This window comes from Micromonospora sp. NPDC050200 (assembly GCF_040656135.1).
In the GTDB taxonomy this organism is placed as follows: Bacteria; Actinomycetota; Actinomycetes; order Mycobacteriales; family Micromonosporaceae; genus Micromonospora.
In genome coordinates, this window is record NZ_JBFALG010000032.1 from 38,367 (window position 1) to 52,022 (window position 13,656).

Consider the following 13,656-nt stretch of genomic DNA (forward strand, 5'->3'; position numbering starts at 1 on the left):
TCCTCCCGTGGGGGTGTCCAGGTGGAGCCTGCGGATCTTAGGAGTCCTTGAGGCTTCCCGTCGCCCGGGACAGTCCCCGGACCAGGTAGATGAGCCGAACGGCTGAGCATGATCGGCGCAACGGCGGACCACGACGCCCGCCGCCCGGACGGCAACGAGGCGTGACGCGGTGCTGTCCGGGTTGTCCGCCGCGCCCGGCGAGCGGGCAGCGCAACGTTTCGGCCGCCCGCCTCCGTCATCAGGGTCGGGACACCGGGAGGTGCAGTGACGTACGAGGAGTTCGCGGACTCGCGGCTGACCGCGCTGCTGCGGTACGCGGTCATGCTGACCGGCGATCCGCACCAGGCGCAGGACCTGGTGCAGGACACCATGGTCCGGGTCCAGCTGAACTGGCGGAGGGTGGCCCGGGCGGACTCCCCGGAGCGCTACGTCCGCCGGATGCTCACCAACCAGTACGTCGACTGGCGGCGCGGCTCCTGGGTACGCCGGGTGCTGCTGCGCGGCGATCCGGACGAGTCCCCGCCGGTGGCCACCGACCACGCCCAGGACGCCGTGGAGCGGGACCAAATTTGGTCCTGGCTGTCCCGGCTTCCGCGCCGGCAACGCGCCAGCCTGGTGCTCCGCTACTACGAGGACCTGCCGGACGCGGAGATCGCCGAGATCCTCGGCTGCGCCGTCGGCACCGTCCGATCGTCAATCTCCCGGGCGTTGGCCACCCTGCGCGCCGAACACATGGAGGTCTGCTCATGACCGTCGAGGAGGAGCTGTCGGCTGCCTTCGCCCAGCACGAGCCGCTCACCCCGCCCGCCGGGCCGCTGCGCGCCGCGATCGACCGGAAGGTCGCTGGACGCCGCCGACGCCGGCGGAAGCTCCGGGTCGGTGCCGTCGCGCTGGCCGTGCTCGGGCTGCTGGGCTTCGCGGTTCCGCAGCTCACGCCGTATCGACCGGCCAGGGAGGCTGCGTTGCTGCCCGGCCGGGTCGCGGCCGCGCCGACCGGGGCGGTGAACGTGCTGGTGCTCGGGCTGGACGGGTCGGCGACGGAGGAAAGGCCCCGGTTTGCCGACTCGGTGCTGCTCGTGCACGTTCCCGCCGACCGCAGCCGGCCCTACCTGGTCTCGCTGCCGCGGGACATGGAGGTGCCGATTCCCGGCCACGGCACCGGGAAACTCAACAGCGCGTTCCGGTACGGCGCCGGCCAGGGGCGGCCGGACCTGGCCGGCGGCTACGAGCTGACCCGTCGGACGGTGAGCGACCTGACCGGCGTACGGGTCGACGCCGGGGCGGTGCTGACGTACCCGGTGCTGCGGAAGCTGACCGACGCGCTGGACGGGGTCGAGGTCTGCCTGCCCCGCGCGGTGAGCTCCCGGCACACCTCGCGGGTCTTCCCCGCCGGCTGTCAGCGGCTCGACGGCGCGGCCTCGGTCGACCTGCTCCGCCAGCGGCAGGGGCTTCCCGACGGCGCGCTCGACCGGGACCGCACCGCCCAGCTCGTCGTCGCCGGGCTGGTGCGCGGGGCCGTCGACCAGGGTGTGCTGACCAGCCCGGCGCGACTGTCCCGGATCCTCACCGCGGTGGGGCCGGACGTGACCGTGGCCGGGGCGTCCCTGCTGGAGCTGGTCCAGCTGGCGCCGGAGCTGAAGTCTGTCGAACCGGTGGGGCTCGGGCTGCCGGTGAGCCCACAGCCGGATCAGGGCTGGCGGCTGCGGCCGGATCCGGAGGACGCCCCGGCGTTCTTCGCCGCGCTGCGCGCCGACCGGCTGGCCGAGTGGACCGCGGGGCACCCGGACCGGGTCACCCGGCTGCGCTGAGCGCAGCCGGCACCCGGCTGCGGCGACCACCGTCGGTCACCCGGCCGCCAGGACCGCAGTCAGCGGTAGTCGTCCTCGTCGGCGGTGACCACCCGGGCCTGCTCCATCGCGTCCCAGTCGGCGACCTCCAGGCCGCGGTGCGGCTCGGCGTCGTCCTCGCTGGGGCCGGCCACCGCGGCCTGCTCGACCGCGTCGGCCGGCTCGGCCTCGAGGTCGCGCTCCTCCGGGCTGAGGTGGTCGCTCGGGGCGAAGTCCTCGTCGGGCTGACCCATCGTCCCTCCCTGGTTCCGGCGGATTACCACCCACACCGTACGGGCTGGGCGGGCCGGATGCCCGGTGGGCGGGGGAAGCGGACTCGGTGGATCGTCCCACCGCGGTTGCCCGACGGTGCCAGGATGGGGGCGTGGGGTTCCTGATCCGACTGGCGATCACCGCGGTCGCGCTGTGGGTCACCACGCTGATCGTGCCCGGGGTCCACGTGACCGGCCGGAACGGCGCCCAGACGGCGTTCACCCTGGTCGCGGTGGCGTTGATCTTCGGTGTGGTCAACGCCGTGCTCAAGCCGGTCATCAGGGTGGTCGGCTGCGTGTTCTACCTGCTCACGCTGGGTCTGATCGCGCTGGTGGTGAACGCGCTGCTGTTCCTGCTGACGAACTGGATCGCGCGTGGGCTCGACCTGCCGTTCCGGGTGGACGGTTTCTGGGCCGCCTTCTGGGGGGCCATCGTGATGGCGGTGGTGAGTTGGCTGATCAGCGTCGCCGTTCCGGAGCGGCGGGAGTACCGGTGAGGGGAGGCGGTTGGGTCCACCGCCACCTCCTACGGGATACTGCCGTTGGTGGACAGCGCGGTCCGGCGCACCCGATGGAAGACAGCGGCCAGCTCGGCCGAGAGCGGTAAGTAAGGAGCGTTCGACATGCCCATCGCTTCCCCCGAGGCTTACGCGGAGATGCTGGACCGGGCCAAGGCCGGCCGGTTCGCGTACCCCGCGATCAACGTGACGTCGTCGCAGACCCTGAACGCGGCGTTGAAGGGCTTCGCCGACGCGGAGAGCGACGGCATCATCCAGGTCTCGACCGGTGGCGCCGAGTACCTGTCCGGCCCGTCGGTCAAGGACATGGTGACCGGCGCGGTGGCGTTCGCGGCGTACGCCCGCGAGGTCGCCAAGAACTTCCCGGTCAACATCGCCCTGCACACCGACCACTGTCCCAAGGACAAGTTGGACAAGTTCGTCCGGCCGCTGATGGGGATCTCCCAGGAGCGGGTGAAGCGCGGCGAGGAGCCGCTGTTCCAGTCGCACATGTGGGACGGTTCGGCCGTGCCGGTGGCGGAGAACATGGAGATCGCCGCCCAGCTCCTCGACGAGGCCGCCAAGGGCAAGATCGTCCTCGAGATCGAGGTCGGCGTGGTCGGCGGCGAGGAGGACGGCGTCGAGAACGCCATCAACGAGAAGCTCTACACCACCGTCGAGGACGGCCTGGCCATGGTCGAGGCGCTGGGCCTGGGCGAGAAGGGCCGCTACATGGCGGCGCTGACCTTCGGCAACGTGCACGGCGTCTACAAGCCGGGCAACGTCAAGCTCCGCCCCGAGGTCCTCGACCACATCCAGATGGCGGTCGGCGCCAAGTACGGCAAGGAGAAGCCGCTCAGCCTGGTCTTCCACGGCGGCTCCGGCTCGCTGCTGTCGGAGATCCGCGAGGCGCTGGACTACGGCGTGGTGAAGATGAACATCGACACCGACACCCAGTACACCTTCACCCGCCCGGTCGCGGACCACATGTTCCGCAACTATGACGGTGTGCTGAAGGTCGACGGCGAGGTCGGCAACAAGAAGATGTACGACCCGCGCGTCTGGGGCAAGGCCGCCGAGGCCGGCATGGCCGCCCGCGTCGTCGAGGCCTGCGAGCACCTCCGCTCGACCGGCACCACGATGAAGTAGTCACCCGGGACCCACGACGGCCGGCCCCCGCATCGGGAGCCGGCCGTCGGCGGGTCAGGCGGTCGCGGTGAGCAACCGGACGGCCTCCCGGACGTCGTCGGTGAGGTGCACGGTCGCCGACAGGTCGCCGAACGGGGACGCGGCGAACAGCGGCCGCAGCAGCGACTCGATCGGCAGCTCCCGGGTCCAGTACGCGCGGTCCAGGAAGACGTACGCCCCGCTCGCCCCGTCGGTGCCGTAGTAGGTCTTCGTCGCCGCCTGGAACACCTCCTGCACCGTGCCCGCCCGGCCGGGCGCGAAGACGATCCCGCCCCGGGCCAGCCGCAGGATGGTGTCCTCCCGGATGGCGTTGGAGAAGTACTTGGCGATCCGCCCGGCGAAGAGGTTCGCCGGCTCGTGCCCGTACAGCCAGGTGGGGATGGCCAGCCCGCCGGAGCGGGCCCAGCCCAGCCCCGGCGTCCGCTGCTGCGGGACGGCCGGCCCGGCCGCGTACCGCTCGCGTACCGCCAGCGCCGCCGCCGTGTAGCGGTCGTGGTCGGTGAAGTCCGGCGCCCCGGCGAGCAGATCGATCGCGGCGTTCAGTTCCTCCGCCGGCCAGGCGGCGAGGAACGCGCCCAGGTTGGCCGCCTCCATCACGCCCGGTCCGCCCCCGGTCACCACCAGCCGGTCGGCCCGCGCCAGCTCCCAGCCCAGCACCGCCGCCATCCGGTACGGCACGCTGCCGCGCGGCACGGCGTGGCCGCCCATCACCCCCACCACCGACTGCGGCCCGTGCGTGGCGAGCCAGGACCGGGTGGCGTCGACCAGGGCGTTGTCCACGCCGTGGTCGTGCAGCCGCTGGCCGAGCGCCTCCCGGACGTCCGGCAGCGCGCCGCCGTGCTCGCGGAAGTGCGCGTACACCCGGGTGTCGTACATCCCGGCGAAGCCGCCCTCGGCGAACCCGGCAGCCAGGTCGTCCGGCGTGTAGAGGTGCGACGGCTGGGTCGGGTACGGCAGGCCGGAGAAGGGCGGCACCACGTTCGCCCCGCGCCGGACCAGGTCGGCGCCGACCTCGCGGGAGGCGAACCGGCAGCCGACGAAGAGGGTGCCGGCGACCTCGATGCGGGTGAGGTCGGGGACCGGCGCCAGGTCGAGGCGGAGCCCCTGCACGGTCAGGCCGGTGAGGCCGCCGGTGGCCAGGCGCCGGTCGAACTCGGCGCGCGTCTCGATCTCGTCGTGGCTGGTGTCGTGCGGCGCGATGACGTCCGCGGGAGGTGGGGTCGGCACCAGACCATCCTGCCCGGTCCGGGCAAGGGCCCAAACCCGCCGGGCCGGGGGCTGGGACGACAGGAGCCCGGCGGTCGGGACCGCCGGGCTCCTGCGTAACCGGGTCCTGGGGAGGCTCCGGATCAATAGTTGTAATGGAAAACATCTCGCGGCGGCATGGGCCGCAGGCGTGACGGACACCTCCCCCGTTCAGCCAGCGCGCTGGGTCGATCCTCTCGCGCGACGCGGGGCGAAGCCGGTTGAATGGGGCGATGCAGAACCTGTTGCCTGAGCCACCGGCCACCCTCCTGCCCGCGCACGAAGAGGCGGACGCCATGCTGGCGGCCGCCGCCGAGAAGGGCACCGACGAGGCGTACGCCGAGGTCGCGGCCCGCTTCCCGACCTACAGCGCGGCCTGGGCGGTGCTGGGGACCCGGGCCTTCAACGCCGGCCAGGTCATCCCGGCGTACGCCTACGCCCGCACCGGCTACCACCGGGGCCTGGACCAGCTGCGCCGCAGCGGCTGGAAGGGGCACGGCCCGGTGCCCTGGTCGCACGGGCCGAACCAGGGTTTCCTCCGCTGCCTGTACGTGCTGTCCCGGGCAGCGGGCGAGATCGGCGAGGCGGACGAGGCGGCCCGCTGCGCGCAGTTCCTGCGCGACTGCGACCCGGCCGCCGGGGACGCCCTCGGCAGCGAGTGACCCGTCGCGACGGCCGGTCCGGGGGCATCGGGCCGGCCGTCGCGCCTACAGCCCCTCGGCCACCGCGGCGGCGATCTTCAGCCAGGCGTCCCGGGTGGCCGAGGAGAGCCCGCCGTACCGGATCGGCTCCCCGGTGTCGATCAGGCGCTCGTACGGCGCGAGCAGCACCGCCCTGGTGCGGGCCGCGAAGTGCTCCTGGATCGCCGGCAGGTCGATCTCCTTGCGGGACGGCGGCATCGACACCACCGTCACCGCCTGCCGGACCAGCCGCTGCCGGCCGCTCTGCTCCAGGTGGTCGAGCATCCGGGCGGCCGTCTCCGCCGAGTCGTTCCGGGCCGACATGGTGACCAGCAGTTGGTCGGTGGCGTCCATCGCGGCCTGCCAGTTCTGCGCCCGGACGTTGTTCCCGGTGTCCACGAAGATCAGCTTGTAGAACCGGCTGACCACCTCGCGGATCTCCGCGAAGGCCGCCGCGGTCAGCATCTCGCCGCCGGTGGCCGACTCGTCCGAGGCGAGCACGTCGAACATCCCCTCGCCCTGCGAGCGGACGTACTGCGACAGGTCGCCGATCCGGCCGTGCGCGCCCTGGAACTGCCCGAGGTCGCGCAGCATGTCCCGGACCGTACGGGAGTGGAAGTCCTGCTGGGCGCGCATGCCCAGGGTCCCCTGGGTCTCGTTGTTGTCCCAGGCCAGCACGTACCCGCCGCGCTTCTGCCCGAAGGTCATCGCGAGCAGCAGGATGGCCACCGTCTTGCCGGCGCCGCCCTTCGGGTTGACCACGGTCACCTGCCGCAGCCCGCCGAAGTTGCGGCGGACCATCTCGACGTCCCGCTTGATCTCCTGCTCCTGCCGTCCGGGTGGCAGCTTGACCAGGCCGATCCGGTTGACCACCGCCCGTACCCCCATGGTGGCGACGGGATCGGCCGGGCGGGCCTGCCGGCGGCGGGCGAAGTCCTCGGCGGTCGGCGCGGTCCCGCCGTCGGGCGTCCAGCCCGCGTCCGGGTAGCCGGCCTGCGCCGCCCGCGCCGGCTGTTCCGGATACGGCTGCCGGGGCAGCCCGGCCGGCGGGGTGCCCTCCTGCCAGGACGGCTGGTACCACCCGGCGGGCGGCTGCGGCCCCGGCGCTGCGGGCGCCGGTCCGGGCCGCGGCGGGCCGGCGTACGGGGGCGGCACCGCGAGCGTGGGCCCCGGCGGGTACTCCGTCGGTGGGTGCGGGCCTGGCGGCGTCAGCGGCGTCCCGGGCGAGGGCGGGAACGGACCCAGCTTCGGCGCCGGGGGCGTGGCCGCCACCGGCTGCCCGGGGACCGCCGCGCTGCCGACCGCCTCGCCGCTGCCGGCGATCTCGTCGCCGCGCGCCGCCTCGTCGCCCCCGGCGGAGGCGCGCTGCGGCGGCTGGGCCCACGGCGACTCGCCCTGCGCCCGCCCGCCGCCCGCCTCGGCGGTGCTCGACAGGGGTACGACCGGGGTGCCCGGCGCGGTGTGTGGCGCGGGGGTGGTGATCGGCTGGTCCAGGGTGAACGGCAGGTCGAGGTCGACCGGGGCGGGCTGCCCCACCCGGGGTGCCGGCACGATGCGCTCCGGCCGCCCGGTGTCCTCCGCCGGCCCCGCCTCGGCGGCCGCCACGCCGTGCCCGGCGGCGGTGCCGCTGGTGGCCGGGACGTTCGGGCCGGTGGTCGGGTGGTTCGTGGTCGGGGCGCCGTCACCGGTGGCCGTGCCGTTCGGGGCGGGAGCGCTGCCGTTCGTGCCTGGAGTGCCGGCCCCGCTCGCCGCGAACCCACGCGTGGGCTCGGGCCCGCCGCCGGCGGACGAGCCCTCACCGACCGGGCCGCCGCCGGCGGTGCCGTCGCTGAACGGGAGGCCGCTCCCCTCGCCGGTGCCGTCCGGCGCGGCGGACCGGTCCCCGGGGCCGGCCGCGTACGGGTCCGGTGGGATCGCCTGCCCGGCCGATTCGTCGGATCGCAGGGACGCCCAGTCGCCGTCCGGCGGGGAAGCCGTCCAGCCGTCGTCCACCGGTGGGGTGTTGACCTCGGCGGTCAGCGACGGGTACAGCGGTGCGGGCGGGACGGGGTCGGTCGCGTCGGGTGGCCAGAGCGGTTCGACGTCCCGCTCCGGCACCGCATGCTGGCCGGGCAGTTGGCCCCGGTCGGCGTTCTCGTCCACCACGGTTCCTCCCCATTCCTCCTGCCGAGGATAGGCCGTCCCGTTCCGGTGACGGAACGTAGCGGAACGCCGTTTCGGGTCAGCCCGCCCAGACCGCCCAGGCGCCCGGCTCGGTCCACCAGGACCGCTTGCGGCTCAGTTCGCCCTCGACACCGTCGTCGAGGAAGGGGACCTTCTCGTCCCGGGGGACGACCGCCACGGCCCGCCCCCGGGCCCGGCGGACCTCGAACCGGATCCGCTTCCTGCCCCACGCCGACCGGGTGACCACGGGAACGGCCACCGCCACCTCGACCACCCCGTCGGTCGGGTCCGGGCCGGTCAGCAGCGGCAGCCCGTCCAGGGTCGCGTACCCGCCGGCGTTGCCGATCGCGCAGGCCAGGATCGGGTCCTCGCCGTCGGAGAGCACCGCGTCGTCCACCTCGACCCGCCCGCGCCAGTGCAGCGGCCGGCCCGCGTCGTCGGCCGCGCCGAGCAGCGCGCCGTCCAGGGTCACCGAGCCGGCGTCGTTGCGCAGCAGGTCCAGCCGGCGCGGGGCACCGTCCAGCACCGCGGCGGCCACCGCCGCCGGGTCGCGGGGCAACCCGAGCTGCGCGGCCAGGTCACGCCGCGCCCCGCTGCGGGCCGGGTCGAGCGGGAGTACGCCGATCGGCGGCAGGTCCGGCACCGTGCGGTTGCCGGCCAGGTCCGGCGGGCGGCGGCTGGGCGGTGGGGCGTACCGCCGGACCAGCCGGCGCAGGACGGCGCGCAACTGTGCGTCACTGGCCGTGGCGACGACCAGCCGGGTCTTGGAGTCGGGGTCGGGCCAGGTGAGGCCGTCGGGGCGGGCGGGGGCGTCGAGCCGGGCCAGCACCTCGTCGATCTCGGCGTCCGAGCGGGCGGTGACGGTCTCCACCCGGGCGCCCCGGGCGGTCAGCGCGTCCGCGCAGGCCAGCACCGGTACGCGCGGTGTCTCGCAGCGCTCCTCGGTCTGCTTCGGCGCTCCCGCGCCGTCGGAGGTGTCCCCGCCGCCGCAGCAGGGTCCGCCGCTGCCACAGCCCCCACCGGGAGCGTCCCGCTCCGAGCCGAGGGTGAGCAGCACCACGTCGTACACTCCGAGCCTCCTGCCTCTCGACGCGACCCCTGCCGGCCCCGCCGTCACTACTTGTTAGCCTGACACCCCGGGCTCGCCAACCGGTCGCCACCTGGCACCCGAGCCTTCTGGAGGCGGAGAAGATGCCAGCGATCGTGCTCATCGGCGCTCAGTGGGGCGACGAGGGCAAGGGCAAGGTTACCGACCTGCTGGGTGAGCGGGTCGACTACGTGGTGCGCTACTCCGGCGGCAACAACGCCGGCCACACGGTGATCACTCCGGACGGGCAGAAGTACGCGCTGCACCTGATGCCCTCCGGGGCGCTGTCGCCGACCGCGAAGATCGTCATCGGCAACGGTGTGGTGGTCGACCCGAAGGTGCTGCTCACCGAGATCGACGGGCTCGCCGAGCGGGGCGTGGACGTCTCCCGGCTGCGCATCTCCGGCGACGCGCACCTGATCATGCCGCACCACCGGGCGCTGGACCGGGTGGTCGAGCGCTACCTCGGCAGCTCCCGGATCGGCACGACCGGCCGGGGTATCGGCCCGGCGTACGGCGACAAGGTCGCCCGGATGGGCATCCGGCTCCAGGACCTGCTCGACCCGGGCATCCTGCGCAAGAAGCTGGAGCTCGCGCTGCGCGAGAAGAACCAGCTGCTGTTCAAGATCTACAACCGCAAGGCGATCGACGTCGACGCGACGATCGAGGAGTACCTGGAGTACGCGGAGCGGCTCAAGCCGTACATCGCTGAGACCCGGGTGATGCTCTGGGACGCGCTGGACCGCGGCGAGACGGTGCTGCTGGAGGGCGCCCAGGCCACCATGCTCGACATGGACCACGGCACCTACCCCTTCGTGACCTCGTCGAACCCGACGGCCGGTGGGGCGTGCGTGGGCGCGGGCATCCCGCCGACGGCGATCAACCGGGTGATCGCGGTGAGCAAGGCGTACACCACCCGGGTGGGTTCCGGGCCGTTCCCGACCGAGCTGTTCGACGACAACGGCCAGCACCTGCGCAAGATCGGTCACGAGTACGGCACCACCACCGGCCGGGAGCGCCGCTGCGGCTGGTTCGACGCCGTCGTCGCCCGGTACGCCTGCCGCCTCAACGGCGTCACGGACCTGGTCGTCACCAAACTCGACGTGCTCACCGGCCTGGCGAAGGTCCCGATCTGCGTCGGGTACGAGATCAACGGCGAGCGGTTCGACGACATGCCGATGACCCAGACCGACTTCCACCACGCCACGCCGATCTACGAAGAGCTGGACGGCTGGTGGGAGGACATCACCAAGGCGAGGACCGAGGAGGACCTCCCCGAGAACGCCAGGCGCTACATCGCCCGCATCGAGGAACTCTGCCGCACCCGCGTCAGCGTCGTAGGCGTAGGCCCCGGCCGCGAAGAAAACGTGGTCCGCCACCCCCTCCTCCCCTAACCCCCCACCCCGGGGTCGGTAGCCGGTTGCCGGTTGATCATGAAGTTATTGCCGTCCACCTCGGCGTGTCGGGGCAATAACTTCATGATCAACGGGGTGGGCGAGGGGTTGTCCACAGGGTCGGAGGGGTTGTCCACAGGGGGTTTTGTGGATCCTGGCTGGCCGGGACAGTCGGTTGGTGGATGGTTTGGCGGTGGTCCGGCGGATTGCGGCTCGGCGGGACGGGATCGTGACGTTGGCGCAGGCGCGGGCGGCTGGCTTGACGGTGCACGAGGTTCAGCGACTCTGTCGGGCGGGCCGATGGCGAGCGGTGGCCCGGGCCGGTTACCTGGTAGACGCCGACCTGCATGAGGGCGTGCCGAGGAAGGCGCGGGTGCGTGCGGCCGTCGCCTCCTTCGGTCCCGCAGCGGCTGCCGTCCTGCAGACGGCTGCGGAGTTGCACGGCATCGCCGGCTGTCAGGCGACGGAGGAGATCCATCTGTCGGTCCCGGGCCCGGTGGCCCGGCCCGCGCGGCTCGCCCATCCGGAAGTGATCGTCCATCAACTGGTCATCGGGGAGAAGCAGTTGGTCCGGGTCGACGGCATTTCGGCGACCGCTCCGTTGCGCACGGTCGCCGACCTGATCCTGAGAGAGGGCCGCTATCCGGCGGTCTCGCTGCTCGACTCCGCCCTGAATCGCCGGCTCGTGAGCGAGGACGATCTGCTGGACCTCCCTCGACTCATCCGCGGCCGACGAGGCGTCGTCGCTGCCCGCGGATACCTGGCGGAGGTGGACGGTCGAGCGCAGTCGCCGTTGGAGACCCGGGCCCGGCTGCGCTGTGTCGACGGCAAAGTTCCACCGGACGCCCTGCAGTTGGAGGTGCGGGACGACGACGGCTACCTGCTCGGCATCGGGGACCTCGGTTGGCGTGGTCCCAGAGTCATAGCCGAGGCCGACGGCCGAGCCGCGCACGACAACCCCGAGGCGGTTTTCGCCGACCGCCGCAGACAGAACCGCCTGATCAACGCCGGCTGGTCAATCCTCCGCTTCACCTGGCGAGACACCCTCGACCCCGACTACATCCCCTGGACGGTCCGCCACGCCATCGCCGCCGCAGGCCGTCGTCGTTGATCATGAAGTTATTGCCCCGACACGCCGAGATGGAGGGCAACAACTTCATGATCAACGGGGTTGGGGGCCCGGTCGGTAGGATGCCGGGTCGTGCGGGTTCTTCTTGTGGGTGGTGGGGGGCGGGAGCATGCGCTCGCGCTCGGGTTGATCAGGGATCCGGGGGTTGAGGGGCTGGTTGCGGCGCCTGGAAATCCGGGCATCGCTTCGGTTGCCGAGGTGCGGGAGGTGGACGCCTGCGATCCGGCCGCCGTTGCCGGGCTCGCCGTCGAGGTGGGGGCGGACCTGGTCGTGATCGGGCCGGAGGCGCCGCTGGTGGCGGGCGTTGCCGACGCGGTGCGGGCCAAGGGCGTCGCGGCGTTCGGGCCGTCGGCCGAGGCGGCCCGGCTGGAGGGTTCCAAGACCTTCGCCAAGGAGGTCATGACGGCGGCCGGCGTGCCGACCGCGCGCGCCCACACCTGCACGGACGCCGAGAGCACCGCCCGGGCCCTGGACGAGTTCGGCGCGCCGTACGTGGTGAAGAACGACGGGCTCGCCGCCGGCAAGGGCGTCGTCGTCACCGAGGACCGGGCCGCCGCGCTGCGGCACGCGCAGGACTGCGGCCGGGTCGTCGTCGAGGAGTACCTGGCCGGGCCCGAGGTCTCGCTCTTCGTGGTCACCGACGGCGAGGCGGCGCTGCCGCTGCTCCCGGCCCAGGACTTCAAGCGGGTCGGCGACGGCGACAGCGGCCCGAACACCGGCGGCATGGGGGCGTACGCGCCGCTGCCCTGGGCGCCGCCCGGCCTGGTCGATGAGGTGATGGCCGACGTCGTGCACCCCACGCTGGCGGAGCTGCGCCGCCGGGGCACCCCGTTCGCCGGGCTGCTCTACGTGGGCCTGGCGCTGACCGCCGCCGGCCCCCGGGTGATCGAGTTCAACGCCCGCTTCGGCGACCCCGAGACCCAGGTGGTGCTCGCCCTGCTGGAGACCCCGCTGGCCGGGCTGCTGCACGCCGCGGCCACCGGCACGCTGGCGACGCATCCGCCGCTGCGCTGGCGCGACGGCGCCGCCGTCACCGTCGTGGTCGCCGCCGACGGCTACCCGGCGTCCCCGCATACCGGTGACGTGATCACCGGCGCGGAGCGCGCCGGGATCATCCACGCCGGCACCGCGCGTCGGGCCGCCGACGGCGCGTTGCTCTCCGCCGGCGGCCGGGTCCTCTGCGGTACGGCCACCGGCCCCGACCTGGCCGCCGCGCGGGACGCCGCCTACGCCCTGGTACGCGGCGTCGAGCTGGCCGGCTCGCACCACCGCACCGACATCGCCGCCGCAGCGGTCGAGGGCCGGATCGCCGTTCCGGGCTGACCCCACCGCCGCCTCCGGCCGGCTGCCGCGAACCAGCCGTTCGGGGGCCGTCGGGCGTTGACAACCCGTGTCACGATCACCGTGCCGGTGGGTGTGAGGTCCCGCCGGAAACGGGGAGGTGGATGCGGTGACCGGGTTCCTCGGTACGGCGCTCAGCTTCCCCACCGTGCTGTTCAGCTTCCTGCTGCTGGTCGTCGTCGGCTACTGGCTGTTGGTGCTGACCGGGGTGCTGGATCTCGGGGACGACCTCGACGTCGACGGCGTACCGGGTGGTGTCCTCGCCGGGCTCGGGCTCGGCGGCCTGCCCAGCACCATCGTGTTCTCCCTGATCGTCGCGGTCGCCTGGTTCGTCAGCCTGGCCGGCACCGCGCTGCTCGACGGGCTCGGTTTCGGCGCGGTGGCGCGGATCGTCGTGTCGGTCGGGGTTCTGGTGGCGGCGGTGCTCTGCGCCTGGCTGGTGACCCGGCTGCTCGCCGTGCCGTTGGCGCGCCTCTTCCCGACCGGTACGGAGTCCAGCCGGCACGCCTTCGTCGGCGGCCTCTGCACCATCCGCACCGGGCGGGTGACCGCCGACTTCGGTCAGGCGGAGGTGACCGCGGCCGACGGCTCCTCCGCGGTCGTGCAGGTACGCCAGCCCGGCGACGAGCCGCTGCGTGCCGGCAGCTCCGCGCTGATCTACGACTACGACGTCGAGGGCGAGTTCTTCTGGGTCATGTCCGCCGGCATCGCCTTCGATCCCGACCCTTCGCGCCACACACCGATGTAACCGTCGCCGGTGACCCTCTCCGGCGACGGCGGGTCACCCCTCGAGCCAGACCGGACGGTCACCCCCGCCGTCGGTCCGTCCCACGC

General features: G+C 73.4%; 13 protein-coding genes. 9 read left to right on the forward strand and 4 right to left on the reverse strand.

The features are described from left to right. Positions 1-264 precede the first annotated feature (264 nt). The gene (locus AB0I41_RS21405; protein WP_357110173.1) at positions 265-750 is read left to right on the forward strand and encodes a SigE family RNA polymerase sigma factor; all 486 of its coding nucleotides are present in this window, start codon (positions 265-267) and stop codon (positions 748-750) included. Continuing rightward, entirely contained in the window at positions 747-1,808 is a 1,062-nt protein-coding gene (locus AB0I41_RS21410; RefSeq protein ID WP_357110176.1) for an LCP family protein, read from the forward strand. The genes AB0I41_RS21405 and AB0I41_RS21410 overlap by 4 nt, the downstream gene beginning before the upstream one ends. Positions 1,809-1,867: 59 nt before the next feature. Here AB0I41_RS21410 and AB0I41_RS21415 read toward each other — a convergent pair whose 3' ends face one another. Then, positions 1,868-2,080 carry a hypothetical protein gene (locus AB0I41_RS21415; RefSeq protein ID WP_357110179.1) on the reverse strand — a complete coding sequence of 71 codons (213 nt, stop codon included), beginning with the start codon at positions 2,078-2,080 and terminating at the stop codon, positions 1,868-1,870. A gap of 131 nt (positions 2,081-2,211) precedes the next feature. Here AB0I41_RS21415 and AB0I41_RS21420 point away from each other — a divergent pair, with 131 nt between their 5' ends. Together AB0I41_RS21420 and fbaA are read left to right on the forward strand one after the other, a co-directional pair. After that, on the forward strand, positions 2,212-2,595 hold the full coding sequence (locus AB0I41_RS21420) for a phage holin family protein (protein WP_357110181.1): 384 nt from the start codon (positions 2,212-2,214) through the stop codon (positions 2,593-2,595). Between the two features lie 126 nt (positions 2,596-2,721). Then, on the forward strand, positions 2,722-3,744 hold the full coding sequence (fbaA, locus tag AB0I41_RS21425) for a class II fructose-bisphosphate aldolase (protein WP_357110184.1): 1,023 nt from the start codon (positions 2,722-2,724) through the stop codon (positions 3,742-3,744). Between the two features lie 54 nt (positions 3,745-3,798). Here fbaA and AB0I41_RS21430 read toward each other — a convergent pair whose 3' ends face one another. Then, the gene (locus AB0I41_RS21430; protein ID WP_357110186.1) at positions 3,799-5,010 is read right to left on the reverse strand and encodes a hypothetical protein; all 1,212 of its coding nucleotides are present in this window, start codon (positions 5,008-5,010) and stop codon (positions 3,799-3,801) included. A 251-nt stretch (positions 5,011-5,261) separates the two neighbouring features. Here AB0I41_RS21430 and AB0I41_RS21435 point away from each other — a divergent pair, with 251 nt between their 5' ends. Next, on the forward strand, positions 5,262-5,690 hold the full coding sequence (locus AB0I41_RS21435; protein WP_357110189.1) for a DUF3151 domain-containing protein: 429 nt from the start codon (positions 5,262-5,264) through the stop codon (positions 5,688-5,690). Positions 5,691-5,735: 45 nt separating this feature from the next. Here the strand turns inward: AB0I41_RS21435 and AB0I41_RS21440 are convergent, their stop codons facing one another. Together AB0I41_RS21440 and AB0I41_RS21445 are read right to left on the reverse strand one after the other, a co-directional pair. Then, a complete protein-coding gene (locus AB0I41_RS21440; RefSeq protein WP_357110191.1) occupies positions 5,736-7,853 on the reverse strand; it encodes a chromosome partitioning protein in 2,118 nt (705 codons plus the stop codon). 76 nt (positions 7,854-7,929) lie between these two features. After that, on the reverse strand, positions 7,930-8,940 hold the full coding sequence (locus tag AB0I41_RS21445; protein WP_357110194.1) for a hypothetical protein: 1,011 nt from the start codon (positions 8,938-8,940) through the stop codon (positions 7,930-7,932). A 122-nt stretch (positions 8,941-9,062) separates the two neighbouring features. Here AB0I41_RS21445 and AB0I41_RS21450 point away from each other — a divergent pair, with 122 nt between their 5' ends. The 4 genes from AB0I41_RS21450 (at position 9,063) to AB0I41_RS21465 (ending at position 13,570) form a co-directional block, all read left to right on the forward strand. Further along, entirely contained in the window at positions 9,063-10,352 is a 1,290-nt protein-coding gene (locus AB0I41_RS21450; RefSeq protein ID WP_357110197.1) for an adenylosuccinate synthase, read from the forward strand. 229 nt (positions 10,353-10,581) lie between these two features. Then, positions 10,582-11,463, forward strand: coding sequence for a hypothetical protein (locus tag AB0I41_RS21455; protein WP_357110200.1), 882 nt, complete (start codon positions 10,582-10,584; stop codon positions 11,461-11,463). A 90-nt stretch (positions 11,464-11,553) separates the two neighbouring features. Further along, positions 11,554-12,804 carry a phosphoribosylamine--glycine ligase gene (gene purD / locus AB0I41_RS21460; RefSeq protein ID WP_357110202.1) on the forward strand — a complete coding sequence of 417 codons (1,251 nt, stop codon included), beginning with the start codon at positions 11,554-11,556 and terminating at the stop codon, positions 12,802-12,804. A gap of 127 nt (positions 12,805-12,931) precedes the next feature. After that, a complete protein-coding gene (locus AB0I41_RS21465) occupies positions 12,932-13,570 on the forward strand; it encodes a hypothetical protein (RefSeq protein WP_357110204.1) in 639 nt (212 codons plus the stop codon). The last annotated feature ends 86 nt before the right edge of the window (positions 13,571-13,656 follow it).

What these genes read in the sequence shown, in the direction of transcription:
- AB0I41_RS21410 (WP_357110176.1), top strand. Translation starts at nt 747, where the DNA reads ATGACCGTCGAGGAGGAGCTGTCGGCTGCCTTCGCCCAGCACGAGCCG.
- AB0I41_RS21415 (WP_357110179.1), bottom strand. Translation starts at nt 2,080, where the DNA reads ATGGGTCAGCCCGACGAGGACTTCGCCCCGAGCGACCACCTCAGCCCG.
- fbaA (WP_357110184.1), top strand. Translation starts at nt 2,722, where the DNA reads ATGCCCATCGCTTCCCCCGAGGCTTACGCGGAGATGCTGGACCGGGCC.
- AB0I41_RS21435 (WP_357110189.1), top strand. Translation starts at nt 5,262, where the DNA reads ATGCAGAACCTGTTGCCTGAGCCACCGGCCACCCTCCTGCCCGCGCAC.
- AB0I41_RS21450 (WP_357110197.1), top strand. Translation starts at nt 9,063, where the DNA reads ATGCCAGCGATCGTGCTCATCGGCGCTCAGTGGGGCGACGAGGGCAAG.